We start from the raw sequence: 19,500 nt of genomic DNA, 5'->3' as shown, positions 1-19,500 counted from the left end.
TCCTAAGGGTTTTCCCTATGGCATCAAGGCCCCACACCTACGCCATTTGCGCCTTGAATGAGGCCGTCTAATCCTGCAACATCCATCACCTGCTTATTCAACGGACGGAATTCAAGGCATGCTGGACGCCAATGCAACCCACATCACCCTCACGATCGAAGACGCCAACGCCGACCTGCAAGTCCTCAGCTTCACCGGTCGCGAAGCCCTCAACGAACCGTTCCGTTTCGACCTCGAACTGGTCAGCGCCCGCCCCGACCTGAAGCTCGAAGAGCTGCTGCACAAGCGTGCCTGTCTGACCTTCGGCGCCACCGGAGAAGGCAAAATTCACGGCCAGGTCTATCGCATCGAGCAGGGCGACTCCGGCAAGACCCTGACCCGCTACAGCATCAGCCTGATGCCGCAACTGGCCTACCTGCAGCACAACCATGATCAGCAGATCTTCCAGCAACTGACGGTGCCGAAAATCATCGCCCAAGTGCTGGAAGATCGCGGCATTCTCTCTGACGCCTACAGCTTCCAGCTCGGCGCCGAGTACCCGGAACGCGAGTATTGCGTGCAATACGACGAGTCCGACCTGCACTTCATCCAGCGTCTGTGCGAAGAGGAAGGCATCCACTTCCACTTCCAGCACAGCAGCAGCGGCCACAAACTGGTGTTCGGCGACGATCAGACGGTGTTCCGCAAACTGAAGCCGGTCAGCTACCAGCAGGACTCCGGCATGGCCGCCGAGAAACCGGTGATCAAGCGCTTCAACCTGCGCCTGGAAACCCGCACCACCCGCGTCAGCCGCCGCGACTACGATTTCGAAAAACCCAAGCTGCTGCCCGAAGGCGCGGTCAAATCCGAATTCGCCCCGGACCTGGAAGACTACGATTACCCCGGCCGCTTCACCACCCGCGGGCGCGGCAAGTTCCTCTCCACCCGCGCCCTCGAACGCCATCGCAGCGACTACAAACTCGCCGAAGGCAAAGGTGATGATCCGACCCTCACCAGCGGCCATTTCCTCACGCTCGCCGAACACCCGCGCGCCGAGTGGAACGACCTCTGGCTGCTGCTGGAAGTCTTCCACGAAGGCAAACAGCCGCAAGTGCTCGGCGAAAACGTCACCAGCGACGTCACCGACAACAAAAGCGATTTCCACCAGGGCTACCGCAACAGCTTCCTCGCCACCCCGTGGGACGCGCACTACCGCCCTGCCCTCGAACACCCGAAACCGAAAGTACTCGGCAGCCAGACCGCCGTCGTCACCGGCCCGCCCGGCGAAGAAATCCACTGCGACCAATACGGCCGCATCAAAGTGCAATTCCACTGGGACCGCGACGGCCAGTCCGACGACAAAACCACCTGCTGGATGCGCGTCGCCAGCGGCTGGGCCGGAGCAGCCTACGGCGGCATTGCCATCCCGCGCATCGGCATGGAAGTCCTCGTCACCTTCCTCGAAGGCGACCCCGACCAGCCCCTCGTCACCGGCTGCCTGTACCACAAGGAAAACGTCGTCCCCTACGACCTGCCGGCCAACAAGACCCGCAGCACCTTCAAAACCCTCAGTTCCCCGGGCGGCAAGGGTTACAACGAATTCCGCATCGAAGACAAAAAAGGCGCTGAACAGATCTACATCCACGCCCAGCGCGACTGGGACGAAAACATCGAACACGACCAGAAAATCCGCGTCGGCAACGAACGCCACGACACTGTTGAAGCCAATGTGCTGAGCGAGTTCAAGGTCGAAGAGCACCGCATCACCCATCTGGACCGCATCAGCGAAATGCGCGCGGATGATCACCTGACAGTGGGTGTGACGCAGCATGTGAAGGTGGGGACTGGGCAGTTTGTTGAGGCTGGCAACGAAATCCATTACTACGCCGGCCAGCGAGTCGTGGTCGAAGGCGCCATGGAGCTGACCGCGAAGGCTGGCGGCAGCTTCGTCAAGGTCGATGCGGGTGGCGTGACCATCAGCGGCGCTGAGGTGAAGGTCAATACTGGCGGCTCGCCCGGGGTGGGCACGCCGGCGGCGCCGTTGTTGCCGGGGCCGATGAAGGTTGTGGATGCGGATAAGGCGGGGAAAGTCCCTGTCCCGCTGCCCAAACGTCTGAATGAATCTGGAATAACGCCGTTGTGCGGCAAGCAAAGCAACGGCGCCTGCAGCCGTAAGGATTGCACATGCATGTGAAAGCGCTCAGCGCACTCCTCGAAGCTCCACGCCATGGGTTCGTTGATTTACCGAGAGAAAGCTCTGAATCAACAGTGTGTTTCATTATTGACCCGGTTCGACAGCCTGACGCGATGAGCCGCCTTTATCGTGTTGGCGAACCGGTGGTAGATGCACAGAGCCTGTTCCTCAAAACCGCCTTCGCTGAGATCGCCGCTGACGGTCCGCTCTGGATCACCGCGCCGTGGGGCAGTCGCCTTGCGGCTGAGGCAGCAAAGCTGTGCGAGGAAAATTTCTCTGGCATTGCCATTACCACAGCTGATTCTGACAAAGCGCTCGCCCATGCGCGCTGGCTCTTGCGCGCTAATGATGGCTCTGGCGGACAAAGCCTGCTGAGCTACCACAAGCCAAGCCTGTGGGCCGCGCTGGCCTATACCGCTGGCGACAACTCTCATCAGCTGTTCGGCCCTTGGCAGCACGTATACAGCCCAGCGCCGGTTCATTTTGGGCGCAATAAAGGTCCATGGCTCAGTTGGCGCGCCGTCTCGGAAGTCGAATGGCTGGGCGATACTTCAGTGTTCAGCCTGCCGCCATCCGCGGCGAACGTTCAAGAGCATTTGGGTTGGATTTATTGGGCAGATGAACATCACGCAGATTACGGCGAGCCGAGCGATGAGCATCTGCCCAACCTTGTGGCAAACCTCAATGTGCTGGTTGCCCACAATATTTACGAAGGCCGTCACTTGCTGAAGCTGGGGTCAATCACAAATGGCCCACTGCTTGAAACACAGCCACAGGCAATGGCCATCCTGCAATCCAGGGAAGAGTCGTTCATCAAAGTACAGCAGCTGCAGCAACTCACCACCAGCGTTGCTTGATGAACCCGTCCGTTAAGAATGAATGGAAGCGAAATGGATACTGAAATCTCAGAAGCAACAAAGGTAGATCGCGACAGCTCTGCGGCAACTGCCTCAGCCCCGTCGACACCGGTTGAAACGAAACCTGCCTTGGAGCTTGATCCTCAGCCTGTAATGCCTGCCAGTTGCCCCAACGCGTTCGACAAAGTGGAAACGGCTTGCTCGACAAGTTATGGCGAGGTGATCTACGCAACCAAGGAAAGAATGTTCTATCTGCTGCCTGAACGCGCTGCAAGCTCGATCAAAGAAGCGATGAATGAACTTGAGCAACATATCAGCGCAAGCAAGTCTCCTGAGGAACGTTTAAAGGGGATGAACACCGCGGGGTTGCTCGAGTACTTCCTCGAACCCAAGTTGTCAAACTTCCTGCAAGGTGAACAGAAAAGCCGAATGCTGGAAATCGAAGCTCAGGAGCCGGATATTGCGCAGCCAACCATGGCCATGCGCTTGAAATCCGTGAGCCGTGACGCCCGAAATTCAGCGGCGCTGGAGAAGTTGCCGGATCAGAGTGAGTACGCACGGAACCGGGCACTGGCCGGTCAGCAACAGGCTAGCCTGCTTGAGGCCAACTCCGAGGGGCAAAAGCTGCAACGACTCTACAACGAGTGGAAGAAGCTGAAGGCTTTAGCAATAGAGCAAGCCAAGATAGCTGGCTATATCTATGAAAGTGGCAACCTGTTTTCGCCCGGTGCTCTTGAGGCTAGAACTCGTGTTCAGACCTATCTGAAAGCCCGTGCGGCACTCACAGCCAGCGGCAAGCTGACTACTCTCAAAGAAGAAGATTTCAAGAAGAACAAGAAGGCGTATCTGGACGCCACAAACTGTGTGATCGATGGCAAGGCCCGGATGTGCGGTTATTTGAACGATGTGGCCAACGAACGCAAAAAAATCGAAAAAGACTTTGCTGCCTATATCGATTCGATTTTGAAAGTCGCCGACTATGGCTTGGCACTTCCTGAGTTTGCCCTCATTCCTGACACAGGCGAAATCAGCGCAGGTATCGAGAAATTCAAATCATATCTCGAGATGGAACAGCGGCAGGTCAAACTGGCTGAACAAATCCGCACCAAATACAAAGCCTGGATTGACGCCAGCGGCCAAAACGTAGCGGCACCAGCGGGCATCGTGCAGGCTGAAAAAACCGAGTGGCAGCGCATTCAACAAGAGCGCATGAAGCTTCGCGATGATGCAGAAGCCGCTGTAGCCGCAGCCCTACCACTGCGCCATCTGTTGTGGGAGCCAGAGCAATTTCAGCCGAAACCGGAAGAGCGCCTGGTCAAGGCTGGCTTTCCGTTGCGCGAAGTGGCGCTTTTCAATAGCCCCAACAGTCCGGTCAAGCATTTGAGTCTGCTTAATCTGGAAGGCATTGAAAAAGCCTTGAAAAAAGACGTAAGCGCGCTCGGTGCTACTGCAAGCAAAGACCTGCAGAAACTTCCCGGCAACAGCAACGGGAAAGCGCAAACTGACACAGACGATAACCCTTTCCATGAATGGCTACGCCTCGAAGGCGCGATCGCCATCAAGGATCAGGAAAGCAACTGGTTCGATGAAAAAGGCTGGTTCGATGTAGAACTCTTCCATTTCTATCTCAAGTCGAAAAAACTGACAGTGGATACTATTGAGGACGCAGGCGCCCGCAAAGACTGGGGGCTGCGCCTTCGGCAGCTGCTGTTCAAAGAAGAAGTTCGAAGTTCGTTGCGCCTGTTCGATAACAGTCCTCAAGCACAATTGGTTCGTTGCCTCACGCCACCACAGTCCTCCATCCACACTGGAACCAAGGTCACTGGTCCGAGCTTCAGCGTCACCGATAACTTCAAGGCCTCTGCCAAAGCCGAAGCCAGCCTTGGGATTGACTTGGCACGCGGTGAAGTTGAGTTGATGAAGATGGATCTGCCGGGTAAAGATCAAGCAAAAGACATCCTGATCCCGTACCTGGATTACGAGAAAAACCGCAAAAACCTGAATCTCGGCAGGTTTTCGATCCATTTGGGCGCTAGAGCGTGGGGCTACACAGGCGCTACCCTCCTCCTCTCCTCCAGCGTGCAGTTGGGACGTGCAAACGTACAAGGCGGCCTCAATCTTCCGGAAATCACCGATGCAAAACGTCCGGAGACCACCAATGCCGTAGCAACTACAACTAGAAGCGAACCTGTTCTGGCGGGCGACGCCGCGAAAGTACGGGTTGAAGATGGGGCTAAAGCCCAATTCAATCTCTTTGCAGGAGTTCAGGCTGGGATTCTACTGACAGGCGCCTTGAACTGGGCTCCGCCGAAAGATATCGCTGTGTTGCGCACCGCCCCTTCGCCCGGCATGGCGAACACCGTCAACAACGCGAAAGCTAGCCAATGGGCGAGCCTGGCCAGACTCACAGCAGGCTTTACTGCCGCGTATGGGCTGGGTACTACGGCAGATATTGGGATCTCCTTGCATGAAGGCCGCTTCATCATGCGGTTCAAGGCTTCCGTCATCGTCGGCGCTGGCGTCGGCGGCGAATTTCAATTTGAAGTAGGCTATGACGGTGTTACTGACTTGATTAACTTGCTGCGACGGGAAATGCATAAAAATCAGGATAAATCGCTAATTTTTGTGACGGACGAAGCCGCCGACTACATCGACAAACTAAACTTTCTTGGCGCTGCCGGGATGGAAGTGGCGATGACTTACATGCAAGGCGTTGATATGGTGATGTCGTTATATGAGGCGTTAACCGGGGGCGGCAGAGGAGCAATTATCGCTCATACGATTATGAATTATCATAATCAAGCTGAGTTAGACCAATGGATCTTGGCAGCGACTCCAGGTGCGCTTGGCCCAATGTTGATGACATTGATTTCCGCGCCGGAGAAATTCAAGATTTCGGAATATGGAGCGCCTAGTGCAAGCTCTAAAGCCACAGAAAAGTCTTATACAAAAGACCAGTGTCAACTGCTTCAGCAGCAGGCTGTTGAGCGCATACTAGGATTGATTGTCCGCCAAGCGGAAAAGCAAGGAACAATAACCCTTGCCCAAGCACAATTTGAAGAAGCATGCATGAGCATGAATCGGTTCGGAACCAAAGCCGCAGACGAAGCAGAACAGCTATATTGCGAGAATCGACTGCATATGGACAATTTCATGTCAGAAGCAATTCTGCGACTGCACGACGATGCGAACGACGAAATGCGTGCCCGGTATAAAGCGCACGTGAACCTTTTAGGCGCGAACCTAGATGGCTTTTGTCACAGAACCCGATACTACGGACAAACTTTTGTTCCTGGCGGAAAAGCAAAATATGTCCCTCCAGCTAAATACATCAAGGGATAAAAAATGTCGCGCACACTTATATATATAGCAACCGCAATTGCAACCCTCTTATCAAACAATGTACTTGCCGAGCTTACACCAACTCAGCAGGCCGCAAAAACTCGTGGGATAATGCTTTTCAATCAATACAAACCAGCAGAGCTGGAACTTCGCATAGCAGCCGAAGCGGGCGATGCGGAAGCACAATTCTATTTAGCTGACGAGCTTCGTCAAAAAAAACAAGGAATGACTGTCGAAGCGCAAAAATGGTACGAGGCATCAGCATCACAGGGTGATTATTATGCGATGTTTAAACTCGCCACCGTATCGGAAGACCTGTGCTCGGTTGTCAACCAATGTCCTGCTAGTAGTAAAAAACCAAGTGACTGGCTAGATTTATTGATAAAAACTGCTACGCCTCGCGCTTTGGGTGGCGACGGCGAAGCGATGGCTGTGCTTTACAACGCGACTGCAGAGTTGGATTGGTTGCAGAAATCAGCAGCGGCTGGATATGCGCCGTCACAGTGGTTGCTCGCTAATCGTTACGCCGAGGGGGAAGGCACATTTTTGCTACCTTGGAAAAGAAAGAGTGCCGAGGAGGAGTTGCTAAAGGCTGCTTCGGAAGGAGGTTACCCTCCTGCAATGATCGAATATATTTCGATTCTTTCCCAGCGAAATGATCTGGCAGGTGTTCGGCATTGGTGGGAAGAAGCGGCGAAAACCGGTTATCAAAATGCCGTCGCAACCTATGGTGCATATCTTTCCCACACGCCCGACAAAGTTGGCTACCCCGTCGATTTGATCAAGGGCTACGCACTGGTCTCTTTGCTTAAAGAATTGGATGGCGGTGGAAACGTTCAAGTCTATGTGGAAGGGAAGCTTCCTAAAATTGCTGCAAAAATGACATCGAACCAGATTGAGGAAGCGGAAAAATATGCAATTGAGTGGAAGGCCACCCACCCGCCCCTTTCTTTCTTTCCAAGGAAATTAGGTTTTTAATTAGTAATGAAGCAGAATGCAAGAAATAACCGGTACGAGGCTAATCTTCCCCAATTAGAACAATCGACAGCCTTGTCGTCCGTGCTCTGCCGTATCGTTTTCAAAAGTTTCACAAAGACCGATATACCAGCTAAACAACTGCAACCGAGAAACAACTTAGCACTTACACTACCAAAAGTGATCACCACTACGCTTATTTTATTAACGTTAGCGTCGCCCCAGTCACTGGCGCTTACGAACGAACAATCTCAGGCAAAAATCAAGGGCATTGAACTATACAATCAACACAAAGCCATCTCCGCAATTGAAACATTACAAATAGCAGCCGAAGGCGGTGATGATGAAGCACTTTACTATTTGGGAGAATCTATAAGAAAAAACAACAGATACATGACTCAAGAAGCGCGAAAGGCTTACGAGGAGTCAGCAAAAAAAGGCAATATTTACTCTATGATTCGGCTCGGCGGCGCGGATCAAGATTTGTGCGTGACTATGAACAACTGTTCTTCCTCTGAGCAATCGCCTAAAGATTGGATGAACAAAGCCAAAAACCTTGCTACAGATCAGGCATCTCATGGTGACGCTGAGTCGATGTACCTGCTATGGGAGATAACAGGAAACGATGAATGGCTTGAAAAGTCCGCAGAAAAAGGTTTTGCATTAGCGCAATTTCGTTTAGCGACCAAGTACCAAGAGGGGGGAGGGACATTCCTACTACCCGCTAGCAGATCAGATGAAATCGAAAAATGGATGAAAGCCGCTGCAGAGAATGGTTATCCTCCAGCCATGATGGGATTTGCCGCTACCAGGATTGAAAAAGCCGATTTTTCATCATTTAGAAAATGGAATGAAAAAGCTGCAGCCTCAGGCTATGCATCTGCAGTTTTTGGTTACGCTTCATATATTGGCGAAGCTGAACCAAAATACGGATTCGAATCAGACCCGGTAAAGTCATACGCACTATTGTCGAATCTACTGGAGCTTGATGGTGGTGGAAACGTAATAAACAACGTTAACGACGTATTGCCGGAAGTAGAAAAAAAGCTGTCAAAAGAGCAATTAGAAAAAGCAAAAGAACTCGCAAAAACGTGGAAGGCCACTCACCCACCGCTCTCGTTTTTTCCAGATAAGTTAGGGTACTGAAATTTAGCAGTACAGCCTTATCATTAATTTTTTTCGAGCACGTCAAAGCCCGTACCCTAATGATTCATATCGCAAACGACAAATGCCCGAGACAAGGGAAAAGCAACCGTAAATAACTCAGCTCATGTTCACATCGGTTAACTCGGCCTTAACGCCACAGTCAGAGACTCCATATCACCGCACACCCTCAGCTCTCCCCCGCTGACGTCCAGTGCGGCAGGCTCGTTCGGCTTCGTGCCGGGCGCCTATCCGTTACGCTGGAGTCTTCTCATGAACATTCGTCCCTTCCTACTCACCGCCACCCTCGCCTGCAGCTCATACGCCGCACTGGCCCAAGCCAACGACACCTCCGCCACATCGAATCAAGCACCCTACCAATACGGCATGCCACTACACGTGGCGAAGGTGCTTTCGCTAACCGAGCCGCCGACCCTCGAGTGCAAAGTCATCACCGCCGACATGAAATACATCGACAACACCGGCAAGCCCGCACAAATCAGTTACAGGAAATTATCTGACGCTTGCAGTCAACAGAACTGACAGACGCTTCTGATTTTCCGGTTCGCCATAGGCGTGGGGTGGCTCCGGCGGTTATGCTCGGGGCCTTCCCTACTGCCGCAAGGATTGGCCATGCAGTTGTCGTTCCGCACGTTGTCGAGCTTCACTTCAATCCTGTGTGTTCTGCTGGCACTGGTCTGGGGATTTTTTCCGGAGGTGTTGCTGGCGATCTGGAGTATTGGCTATTCGGAAGGCACTGGCGTAGTCGCAAGGCGCAGCGCGGTGCTGTTTGCGGCGTTGGGGGTGATGTTTTATTTGCTGCGCAATGCTCCGCCGTCAGCGGCACGCAGTGCACTGAGCACTGGTTTTATCGTCGGCTGTTTCGGTTTGGCGGCGTTGGGTTTTGGCGAATGGCTCAATGGCCATGCCGGCCCCGGGATTTTGCTCGCGGTGCTAGTCGAGTTCGCGCTGGGCCTTGGTTTTGTACAGGCCCGGCGCGTGACGGTCGAATTGGGTGAAACGCTGGGTTAAACCGCTCGAGAACGAGCGCTGGTTTGATGCGTATTGGTTTGTTGCGCGAGATCGGATCGCAGGCCTGCGACCAGGTTGTTGATTTCACGGCAGCTGTTCAAGCGGCTGGCGTCGATGCCGCTGACGTAGAGATCGGCTTGGTCGGTTCGATGGTCGCCAAACACTTTGACGGACATCGACAAGTCGGGCGACAGCGTGCACTGGCAGCGTTTCGGCAAGAAACTGCTTTCAATGATATTGCGTAATTCCAAGGCAGATAAAAACATGGCGAACCCTCTCCTTTCTGTGCGATTGCCAATCAAGTATTCACGCTGACCCTTCGCTGCGCCTTCACGGGTGTGCCCCCGCTGTGTCCGTGGTGCGGCAAGTGGTGGTACTGCGAAATGCCCATTGGAGTGTAGGCGCCCAAATCCGGTGCGCCTCACCGAAAGAACGCATAAAACGTGCCTTTGATCGGCTCGTTTCGCTCCCTTCAAAATCAAGCACTTGGGAAAGTGGCCAGTATTGTGCTATTTGCAAAATGCATGAACCGACCATCCGTCTCCTGCAATCTGCAACTTTGCGCGAATTTGCTTTCGAGGGCCATGACGGCAAGAATGCATTCAGATGCAATTCAACCCGCACGGAGGCTTCCATGAATTCCTTGAGTATTTGCGCGATCACCGGCCTGTTGATCGCCAACCTTTCCACCCTCGCCCACGCCGCCAAACTCGAAGACGTCGCGCCGTATCCCAAAGCCGAAGCCGGGTTTACCCGTCAAGTCATCCATCTGCCCAAACAAGAGCAGGAAGAGAATTTCCAGGTTGAAATTCTCGCTGGCAAAACTCTGGAGGCGGATTGCAACCGTCAACGTCTGGGCGGTGTGCTCGATGAAAAGAACCTGCAAGGTTGGGGCTATCCGTTCTATCGCCTGGAAAAGGTCATCGGCCCGATGAGCACGATGATGGCCTGCCCGCCTGGCAGCAAGAAAAAGCGCGCTTTCGTTCCGGTCGTCGGTGATGGCTTCATGTTGCGCTACAACAGCAAGCTGCCAGTCGTGGTGTACGCGCCATCGGACGTCGAAGTGCGCTATCGCATCTGGTCGGCGTCGGAAAAAGTCGGCACCGCCCTGCAGGAATAACCCGAGCGCTTGTTACGCCGGCACGCCGCAAGCAGCGGCGCGTTCGGCGACATGGCGCAGACTGTCGAAGTTGATGTTGGCCCCGGAGTCGATGGCGACGAATGCCTGATCGCGAACGCCGCTGCGCGCCACGTACTGCTTGCTCCCCGCCACGGCCAGCGCACCTGAAGGTTCAGTGATCGAACGGGTATCGTCGTAGATGTTCTTGATCGCGGCGCAGAGCTCGTCATTGCTGACCGTGATTACCTCATCTACACAAAAACGGCAAACCTCAAAGCCATACGCGCCGATCTGCGCCACCGCTACGCCATCGGCGAAGGTGCCGACGCTCGGTAGAACCACCCGCTCGTCCGCACTTAAAGCCGCTTGCAGGCACGCCGAATGTTCGGATTCGACGCCGATGATCCGCACTTCCGGGCGCAGGTATTTGACGTAAGCCGCGATACCGGCGATCAAACCTCCGCCGCCGACCGGGATAAAGATCGCATCCAGCGCGCCTTGATGCTGGCGCAGGATTTCCATTGCCACGGTGCCTTGGCCGGCGATCACGTCAGGATCATCGAAGGGTGAAACGAACGTGCGTCCTGTCTGCTCGGCCAGTTGCAGCGCGTGGGCCAAGGCAAAGGGAAAACTCTCACCGTGCAGCAATGCTTCGGCACCGCGACTGCGCACCCCGAGCACTTTGAGCTCAGGGGTGGTAGACGGCATGACGATCGTCGCGCAGATGCCCAACTCCCGTGCCGCCAGCGCTACACCCTGCGCGTGATTACCCGCCGACGCAGTGATCACTCCCCGCGCTCGCTGCTCATCGCTCAGTTGCACGAGTTTGTTGTAAGCACCACGGATCTTGAAAGAGAACGTCGGTTGCAGATCTTCGCGCTTGAGCAGGACCCGATTGCCCAATGTTTCCGACAACGCCGGCGCAGGCTGCAATGGCGTGCGCACCGCAATGTCGTACACCGGTGCGGCCAGGATCTTTTTCACGTAATGCTCAAGCAGGGCTTGCTGGTCGGGGCTGTGCGGCATGGTCGTCTCCTGACATTTATCAGAACCCCGGAGACAGAAAGTAAAAACCCGCCTCTAGGGCGGGTTGGGTGCTGCAGTCGTAAGCTAGCCCGCCAAATGAGGAATGGCGGTAATAATGCTTGGCTGGCAGCGCGATACGGTGAAAGTCATGGACTGGAAATTAGCCTGCCGTTGGATGACAAGTCAATGGCCCGCTGCAGAACTTTGAATCTTCCGCAGAACTGAACAGTCACTGCAAAGGAGAACAACAACTTCTGCTCCAAGCCGATGAAAGTGGAGATCGACCATGAATATCCGCCAAATGCTGTTCGCCGTCCCGCTGCTGGTCGCCGCCCTGTCCAGCCCTGCTGCTTTCGCCGTCGATGAAAGCGACGCCGTCAAGAAACCCGAATGCCCGAAAGGCCAGGTCTGGGACAGTAAAACCCAGCAATGTGTGCTGCAGACCAGCGGCTGAACACAGCCCTGCTAAACTGGCCGAGGTTTTATTCCAAGGAGGATCGCCCTTTGCCAATTTCATCTCGCACTGCCTTGCTGGTCATCGATGTTCAGAACGACTTCATTCCCGGCGGCCAGTTGCCGGTGCCTGAAGGTGACCGTATTGTGCCGCTGATCAACCGGCTCGCGCGCCAGTTCAGGCAAGTCGTTATTGCTCAGGACTGGCATCCGAGCGGGCATGTTTCGTTCGCATCCAGCCATCCGGGCCGGCAGCCCTACGACGTCATCGAGTTACCGTACGGCGCACAAACGTTGTGGCCGGATCATTGTGTGCAAGCCAGTGCCGGCGCCGCATTCCACCCGGAGCTGGATTTGCCACACGCGCAATTGGTCATCCGCAAAGGCTGCAATCCCGACATCGACAGCTACTCGGCCTTTCTCGAAGCGGACCGACGCACCACCACGGGTCTTGCGGGTTATCTGAAAGAACGCGGCATCGACACCGTGTACATAGTCGGCCTAGCCTTGGATTTTTGTGTGATGTTTTCGGCGCTGGACGCACTCGCGGCGGGCTTCAATGCATTTGTGGTGCTGGATGCCTGCCGGGCGATCGATCTGGACGGCTCGCTGGCTGCAGCGTTTGAGCGGATGCAAAGTGCAGGAGTCGAATTGATTCAATCCACAGAACTGGTCTGAACAACCACAGCCATCTGTGGGAGCGAGCCTGCTCGCGAAAGCGTTAGGTCAGTCAACGCAAACTTGGCTGACAGACCGCCTTCGCGAGCAAGCTCGCTCCCACAAGTAAATTTTCAACGTCATGAGCCTCAGGTGTCAGTGGGCAACCACAGCCTGAACCGCGCGCCACCCAATGGCGAATCCTCAACCGTCAGCGTGCCGCCCTGCGCTTCCAGCGCGCGACGGCTGATCGCCAAACCGAGGCCGAAACCACCCGTCGCGCGATCACGGCTGCGGTCGAGCCGATAGAACGGTTCAAAGATCCGCTCGCGCTCGTCGTCGGGAATGCCAATGCCATCGTCGTCAACCCAGATCTCACATCCGCCGGCAATCACCTGTACGCCAATCTGAATGCGCTTTTCGCAATAGCGCATGGCATTGCGCAACAGGTTCTGGATGGCCCGAGCGGTCAGGCGCGGGTCCAGCGCAAAGCGTTCGAGCTGGCCATGCAACAGAACGTCAATCACGATGTCTGGCGATTCCAGCTCCTCATCGACGCTGCCGAGAATGCTGTCAATGAATTCGTCGAGCGACACCTCGATGCGCTCGGGCGATTGCGCCGGATTCTGCAAACGGCTGTAGGAAAGCAACTCCAGCACCAATTCATCCAGCTCACGAATGTGCGCGACCAGGCTCTGCAAGCGCTCGCGGCTGGCGGCCGGCAAGTCTTCCGACAAGGCCAATGCCAGGCCGAAATCCAGGCGCGTCAACGGTGTACGCAGCTCATGGGAAACGGCGTTCAGCAGATCACGTTGCTGATTGAGCAGGTTTTCTATATCGCCGGCCATGGTGTCGAACACATTGGCGAGGCTGCCGATGTTCGAACTCGGGGCAATTCTGGTTCGCTCGCTCAAATGCCCCTTGCCGAAGCGTTCGGCGGTGCCTTTCAGACGTTCAAGATCGCGCCAGTGCGGGCGCAACCAGAGCAGCAGGCAGCCGAGCAACATGGCGCCGATCAGCACGTTGATGCTCCAGTACAACAGATCGACGTCGACCGGATCGGGCGGCACGACCATGCGCACCGCCATGTCCGCATTCAGCGGAGTTACCGCCAATGTTCGCCAGCCCCAGTCGCCGATGCGCACCACGTTTTCACCCCGGTGCAGACGTTCCTGCTCGATGGGGGTGAAAACCGGGTCGTCGATTGGCGTCAGGACGATGTGCAGCGGCTGGAATTCCTTGTCCATCGCCGCTGCAATCTCCGGCCACTGCTCTTGCGGCGCAGCATGAAACTGCTTGGTGATCAGCGATTGCAGACCTCGGGAAAAGTCCAGGTTGTAGGTGACGAAGCGATCCCGGAAGGCCATGACCACCAGATCCGGCACCAGATAGATCGCCGCGCTATAGGAGACGATCGTCACCAGATACAGGCGAAACAGGATGCGAAACATTAGCTCAGCATTCCCACTCGGAGCGGCTGAACAGATAGCCCTTGCCCCACACAGTCTTGATCTTGCGCGCCTCGCCAGCGTGATCATCGAACTTGCGCCGCAGCTTGGAAATCGCCACGTCCACCGAGCGGTCAGTGCCATTGAATTCGATGCCGCGCAGCCGCTGCAGAATCTGATCGCGACTCAGCACTTCGCCCGCGTGCCGGGCCAGCACCACTAAAAGATTGTATTCGCCGCTGGACAGCTCAACCGCTTGATCACGCCAGGTCACGGTGCGCTCGGACAGGTCAATGCACAGATTGCCCATGACGATCCGGTCATTGACGGCCAACGGTTCGCCCAGGCTGCTGCGCCGCAACAAGGTACGCACCCGCGCCAGCAACACCCGTGGCTCGCAAGGCTTGGTGACGTAGTCGTCAGCGCCCATTTCCAGGCCCAGCACTTGATCATGGCTGTCATCGCGGGCTGTGAGCATGAGGATCGGCAAGGTCGCTGAATCGGCGCGCAGCAAGCGGCACACTTGTAAACCGTCGAGACCTGGCAGCATTAGATCGAGGATCACCAGATCCGGCGGGCTGATCCGCGCCCGTTCGCGCACATGATCGCCACGGCCGATGACGCTGACGGAGTAACCGTTGCGCTCCAGGTAGCTGGAAATCAGTTCGGCGAGGGCGGTGTCGTCTTCGACCAGAAGGATGTTGGGCATGGGGTGTTCCAGAAAATGCTGGGGCGACAGTCAGGGCTCATTTCGCTCGCACATTGAAATGCGATCTCCTGTGGGAGCGAGCCTGCTCGCGAAAGCGATCGAACTGTCGCAATAAATTTCAAGGCCTGCAGGATATACGCCCTCACCCGCCACGGAGCAAAACCCTTACACAATTTCACACAGCAGCTACAAAGCTTCACCGCTAACCTCCCCGTCTGGCCGTAGGATGCGGCCTTCAATATTGGGGGTTGTACATGTCTGGAAAACTGCTGGCCGGGCTCGGCCTGATCGCATTGGCGCTGACTCTGAGCGCTTGTGATTCATCCTCGAACGCCGAAGAGCAGGCGCCGCCGGCCACGGTGCGCATCGAGACCATCAAAACCCAGCCATTGTCGATCAGCAGCGAACTGAGTGGCCGCATCGCCGCGCCACGGATTGCCGAAGTGCGCGCACGAGTAGCCGGCGTAGTGCTGCAGCGCACCTATCGCGAAGGCAGCGACGTGAAAAAAGGCGATGTGCTGTTCCGCATCGACCCGGCGCCGTTCAAGGCCGATCTGGACAGTGCCGAAGCGGCGTTGCGCAAGGCCGAGGCCAACGCCTTTCAGGCGAAACTGCAAGAACAACGCTATGCGCAGTTGATCGAGGACCAGGCCATCAGCGGTCAGGACTACGACAACGCCCGCGCCGCTGCCCGGCAGACCGCCGCTGATGTCGCCGCCAGCAAGGCAGCGCTGGAACGGGCGAAACTCAACCTCGGTTATGCCACCGTCACCGCGCCGATCTCCGGCCGTATCGGCCGCGCTCTGGTCACCGAAGGTGCTCTGGTCGGACAGAACGAGCCCACGCCGCTGGCGCTGATTCAGCAGCTCAACCCGATCCATGCCGACCTCACCCAGTCAACTCGCGAGCTCAATGAACTGCGCCGGGCGTTCCGTTCCGGGCAGTTACAGGAAGTCGGTCAGGATCAGGTCAAAGCCACGTTGATTCAGGATGACGGCAGCCTGTATCCATTGCCTGGCAAGCTGCTGTTCAGCGACATTACCGTTGATCCGGGTACTGGCCAAATCATCCTGCGCAGTGAATTTCCCAATCCGGATCTCGACTTGCTGCCGGGCAGCTTCATCCGCGTACGCCTTGAGCAGGCAACCATCCAGAACGGCATCACCGTACCGCAACGCGCGGTGCAGCGTGACAGTGCCGGCATTGCCCAGGTGCTGACCGTCGATGAGCAGATGCGCGTGGCGCAGCAACCGGTGCAACTGGGTGCGGTGCAGAATAATCGCTGGATCGTCACCGGCGGCCTGAAGCCCGGCGACCGCATTGTCATCGAAGGCCTGCAACACGCCCGTCCCGGGGAAAAAGTACAGGTCGACGAAACCCCTCTTCCACTTGCCCAGACCACTGGTCAGTAAGCAGGACGCTCTTATATGCCGCAGTTCTTTATCGATCGCCCAGTGTTCGCCTGGGTGGTCGCCCTGTTCATCCTGTTGGCCGGTGCGCTGGCCATTCCGCAGTTGCCGGTCGCGCAATACCCGGACGTCGCACCGCCGCAGATCGAAATCTACGCTGTCTACCCAGGCGCCTCGGCACAGACCGTCGATGAAAGCGTGGTCAGCCTGATCGAAGAAGAGCTTAACGGCGCCGATCACTTGCTCTACTTCGAATCGCAAAGCAGCCTGGGCAGCGCGACGATCAAGGCGACTTTCCAGCCGGGCACCAACCCGGAATTGGCGCAGGTCGATGTACAAAACCGCCTCAAGGTAGTCGAGTCGCGCCTGCCGCAAGCGGTCAATCAGCAAGGTTTGCAGGTGGAGAAGGTCTCTTCCGGTTTCCTCTTGCTGATCACTTTGACTTCCAGCGACGGCAAGCTCGATGACGTGGCCCTCAGCGATTATCTGGCGCGCAACGTGATGAACGAGATCAAGCGTCTGGACGGTGTCGGCAAGGCGCAGTTGTATGGTGCCGAGCGGGCGATGCGCGTCTGGATCGATCCGCAGAAGCTCATCGGCTTCAACCTGACGCCAGCCGATGTCAACGAAGCCATCGTTGCGCAGAACGCCCAAGTTTCAGCGGGCAGCATCGGTGATTTGCCGTCGCCTTCCACACAGGAAATCACTGCGACGATTCTGGTCAAAGGCCAGCTGTCGACGCCGCAGGAATTTGCCGACATCGTGCTCAAGGCCAATCGCGATGGCTCCACGGTGCGCATCGGTGATGTCGCGCGCGTCGAAATCGGCAGTCAGGAATATCAATTCGGCACACGCCTGAACGGCAAGCCGTCCACCGCCGTTGGCGTGCAGCTTTCTCCAGGCGCCAACGCGCTGAACACCGCGACACTGGTGCGGGCGAAGATGGATGAACTGGCGCGCTACTTCCCGGCCGGCGTGGAGTACAAGATTCCTTATGACACTTCGCCCTTCGTCAAAGTCTCGATCACCAAAGTGATCTACACCCTCGGCGAAGCGATGCTGCTGGTGTTTGCGGTGATGTTCCTGTTCCTGCAAAACGTGCGCTACACGCTGATCCCGACACTGGTGGTGCCGGTGGCGTTGATGGGCACTTTCGCGACCATGCTGGCGCTGGGGTTCTCGATCAACGTGCTGACCATGTTCGGCATGGTGCTGGCCATCGGCATTCTGGTGGATGACGCGATCGTTGTGGTGGAGAACGTCGAGCGCATCATGGCCACCGAGGGCTTGTCGCCCAAGGAAGCCACGCGCAAGGCAATGACGCAGATTACCGGCGCGATTATCGGCATCACTCTGGTGCTGGTCGCGGTGTTTATTCCGATGGCGTTCATGCAAGGCTCGGTCGGCGTGATCTACCAACAGTTCTCGCTGTCCATGGCCACGTCGATTCTATTCTCGGCGTTCCTTGCTCTGACGTTGACCCCGGCATTGTGCGCGACCTTGCTCAAGCCTGTTGCCCAAGGCGAACACCACGAGAAGCCCGGCTTCTTTGGCTGGTTCAATCGTCGCTTCGAGCAACTGACCGAGCGCTATCAGGGCTGGGTCGGCTACGCGCTGAAGCGCACTGGTCGCTACCTGTTAATCTACGTCGTTCTGCTGATTGCACTCGGCTTTTGTTTCGCGCGCCTGCCCTCTTCGTTTCTGCCGACCGAGGATCAGGGCTACACCATCACCGACATCCAGCTGCCGCCCGGAGCGACCAAGAACCGCACCGTGCAAGTGGCAGAACAGCTCGAAGCGCACAACGCCGGTGAGCCGGGGATCAGTGACAGTGTCGTGATTCTGGGTTTCAGCTTCTCCGGTAGCGGCCAGAATGCGGCGTTGGCGTTTTCGACGCTCAAGGATTGGTCGGAACGTGGCAGTGACGATGCTGCCAGCTCGATTGCCGACCGCGCTAACGCTGCGCTGAGTCAGATCAAGGACGCCATGGCGTTCTCGGTGCTGCCGCCGCCAGTAGATGGCCTCGGCACGTCCAGCGGTTTCGAGTTCCGTTTGCAGGATCGCGGTGGCCTGGGCCATGCGACGTTGATGCAAGCGCGTACGGAACTGCTCGCCGCCGCCGAGAAAAGTCCGGTATTGATGAACGTCCGTGAAAGCGCGCTGGCCGAAGCACCGCAAGTGCAACTGATCGTCGACCGCAAGCAGGCGAATGCCTTGGGCGTATCGTTCGCCGACATTGGCAACGTGCTGTCCACTGCCGTGGGTTCGAGCTACATCAATGACTTCCCCAATCAGGGCCGCATGCAGCGGGTGGTCGTGCAAGCTGAAGGTGATCAGCGCAGTCAGGTGGACGACTTGCTGAAAATGCATGTGCGCAACGACACCGGGAACATGGTGCCGCTGTCCGCATTCGTCCAGGCCAACTGGATTCAAGGCCCGGCGCAGTTGACCCGGTACAACGGTTATCCGGCGATTGCCATCTCCGGCGAACCTTCAGCAGGGCACAGCACTGGCGAAGCGATGGCGGAAATCGAGCGTTTGGTAGCGTTGGGGCCGAAGGGCTTGGGCCAGGAATGGACTGGGTTGTCGTTGCAGGAGCGTCTGTCCGGCAATCAGGCGCCGATTCTGCTTGGCCTGTCGCTACTGGTGGTATTCCTGTGTCTGGCGGCGCTGTACGAGAGCTGGTCGATTCCGACCTCTGTATTGCTCGTTGTCCCGCTTGGTGTGCTCGGCGCGGTACTCGCCGTGACACTGCGCGGCATGCCCAACGACGTGTTCTTCAAGGTCGGACTGATCACCATCATTGGTCTGTCGGCGAAAAACGCGATCCTGATCATCGAGTTCGCCAAGAGCTTGTATGACGAAGGTCACGATCTGATCGATGCGACGTTGCAGGCCGCGCGTTCGCGTCTGCGGCCGATCGTGATGACATCGCTGGCGTTCATTCTCGGTGTGGTGCCGTTGGCCATCGCCACCGGCGCCAGTTCGGCCAGCCAACAGGCGATCGGCACTGGCGTGATCGGTGGGATGATTACGGCGACGCTGGCGGTGATCTTCGTGCCAGTCTTCTTCGTCGTAGTGATGAAACTCGTACAACGATTCACCAAACCCCACTGATCCAAATGTAGGAGCTGTCGAGTGCAACGAGGCTGCGAT

15 protein-coding genes and 1 pseudogene are annotated in these 19,500 nt (G+C 56.5%); 12 read left to right on the top strand and 4 right to left on the bottom strand.

The features are described from left to right. The first annotated feature begins 118 nt into the window (after nucleotides 1–118). From AB4N47_RS08955 to AB4N47_RS08925, 7 genes are all read left to right on the top strand, one after another. Nucleotides 119–2,173 (top strand): type VI secretion system Vgr family protein, encoded by a 2,055-nt coding sequence (locus AB4N47_RS08955; protein WP_341637389.1) that lies wholly within the window; start codon nucleotides 119–121, stop codon nucleotides 2,171–2,173. Next, on the top strand, nucleotides 2,164–3,030 hold the full coding sequence (locus AB4N47_RS08950) for a DUF4123 domain-containing protein (protein WP_122611354.1): 867 nt from the start codon (nucleotides 2,164–2,166) through the stop codon (nucleotides 3,028–3,030). The genes AB4N47_RS08955 and AB4N47_RS08950 overlap by 10 nt, the downstream gene beginning before the upstream one ends. A 33-nt stretch (nucleotides 3,031–3,063) precedes the next feature. Continuing rightward, nucleotides 3,064–6,372: a hypothetical protein gene (locus AB4N47_RS08945; protein ID WP_341637388.1), complete on the top strand. Its 3,309-nt coding sequence runs from the start codon at nucleotides 3,064–3,066 to the stop codon at nucleotides 6,370–6,372. A 3-nt stretch (nucleotides 6,373–6,375) separates the two neighbouring features. Next, nucleotides 6,376–7,350 carry a tetratricopeptide repeat protein gene (locus tag AB4N47_RS08940; RefSeq protein ID WP_110645398.1) on the top strand — a complete coding sequence of 325 codons (975 nt, stop codon included), beginning with the start codon at nucleotides 6,376–6,378 and terminating at the stop codon, nucleotides 7,348–7,350. A gap of 6 nt (nucleotides 7,351–7,356) precedes the next feature. After that, complete coding sequence (locus tag AB4N47_RS08935) at nucleotides 7,357–8,493, top strand: tetratricopeptide repeat protein (RefSeq protein WP_460154463.1); 1,137 nt, start codon at nucleotides 7,357–7,359, stop codon at nucleotides 8,491–8,493. A 270-nt stretch (nucleotides 8,494–8,763) separates the two neighbouring features. Further along, entirely contained in the window at nucleotides 8,764–9,033 is a 270-nt protein-coding gene (locus tag AB4N47_RS08930) for a DUF2790 domain-containing protein (RefSeq protein ID WP_341637386.1), read from the top strand. 90 nt (nucleotides 9,034–9,123) lie between these two features. After that, nucleotides 9,124–9,522, top strand: a complete 399-nt coding sequence (locus AB4N47_RS08925; protein WP_341637385.1) for a hypothetical protein — start codon at nucleotides 9,124–9,126, stop codon at nucleotides 9,520–9,522. Here AB4N47_RS08925 and AB4N47_RS08920 read toward each other — a convergent pair. Continuing rightward, nucleotides 9,519–9,788, bottom strand: coding sequence for a DUF1652 domain-containing protein (locus tag AB4N47_RS08920; protein WP_243241059.1), 270 nt, complete (start codon nucleotides 9,786–9,788; stop codon nucleotides 9,519–9,521). The genes AB4N47_RS08925 and AB4N47_RS08920 overlap by 4 nt on opposite strands. A 368-nt stretch (nucleotides 9,789–10,156) precedes the next feature. Between AB4N47_RS08920 and eco the strand changes: the two genes are divergently transcribed. Further along, a complete protein-coding gene (gene eco, locus AB4N47_RS08915) occupies nucleotides 10,157–10,642 on the top strand; it encodes a serine protease inhibitor ecotin (protein ID WP_341637384.1) in 486 nt (161 codons plus the stop codon). A gap of 36 nt (nucleotides 10,643–10,678) precedes the next feature. Here the strand turns inward: eco and ilvA are convergent. Continuing rightward, nucleotides 10,679–11,668 (bottom strand): annotated as a pseudogene (ilvA, locus tag AB4N47_RS08910) (threonine ammonia-lyase, biosynthetic); the annotation flags it as partial. Nucleotides 11,669–11,954: 286 nt separating this feature from the next. On the opposite strand from ilvA, the gene AB4N47_RS08905 reads away from it, so the two are divergent. Both AB4N47_RS08905 and pncA read left to right on the top strand, forming a co-directional pair. Beyond that, nucleotides 11,955–12,122 (top strand): hypothetical protein, encoded by a 168-nt coding sequence (locus AB4N47_RS08905; RefSeq protein WP_159894620.1) that lies wholly within the window; start codon nucleotides 11,955–11,957, stop codon nucleotides 12,120–12,122. 50 nt (nucleotides 12,123–12,172) lie between these two features. Continuing rightward, complete coding sequence (pncA, locus tag AB4N47_RS08900) at nucleotides 12,173–12,799, top strand: bifunctional nicotinamidase/pyrazinamidase (protein ID WP_341637543.1); 627 nt, start codon at nucleotides 12,173–12,175, stop codon at nucleotides 12,797–12,799. 128 nt (nucleotides 12,800–12,927) lie between these two features. Here pncA and AB4N47_RS08895 read toward each other — a convergent pair whose 3' ends face one another. Next, nucleotides 12,928–14,229: an ATP-binding protein gene (locus AB4N47_RS08895; RefSeq protein WP_341637382.1), complete on the bottom strand. Its 1,302-nt coding sequence runs from the start codon at nucleotides 14,227–14,229 to the stop codon at nucleotides 12,928–12,930. Between the two features lie 4 nt (nucleotides 14,230–14,233). Next, nucleotides 14,234–14,935 carry a response regulator gene (locus AB4N47_RS08890; protein ID WP_016774890.1) on the bottom strand — a complete coding sequence of 234 codons (702 nt, stop codon included), beginning with the start codon at nucleotides 14,933–14,935 and terminating at the stop codon, nucleotides 14,234–14,236. Nucleotides 14,936–15,189: 254 nt separating this feature from the next. On the opposite strand from AB4N47_RS08890, the gene AB4N47_RS08885 reads away from it, so the two are divergent. Then, nucleotides 15,190–16,347 (top strand): efflux RND transporter periplasmic adaptor subunit, encoded by a 1,158-nt coding sequence (locus AB4N47_RS08885; protein WP_341637381.1) that lies wholly within the window; start codon nucleotides 15,190–15,192, stop codon nucleotides 16,345–16,347. Nucleotides 16,348–16,362: 15 nt separating this feature from the next. Further along, complete coding sequence (locus tag AB4N47_RS08880; RefSeq protein WP_460154462.1) at nucleotides 16,363–19,461, top strand: multidrug efflux RND transporter permease subunit; 3,099 nt, start codon at nucleotides 16,363–16,365, stop codon at nucleotides 19,459–19,461. The last annotated feature ends 39 nt before the right edge of the window (nucleotides 19,462–19,500 follow it).

The organism is Pseudomonas sp. S3_G06 (assembly GCF_054667565.1).
Note: the sequence above shows the minus strand (reverse complement) of the source record. Positions and strands in the feature narration are given on the sequence as shown.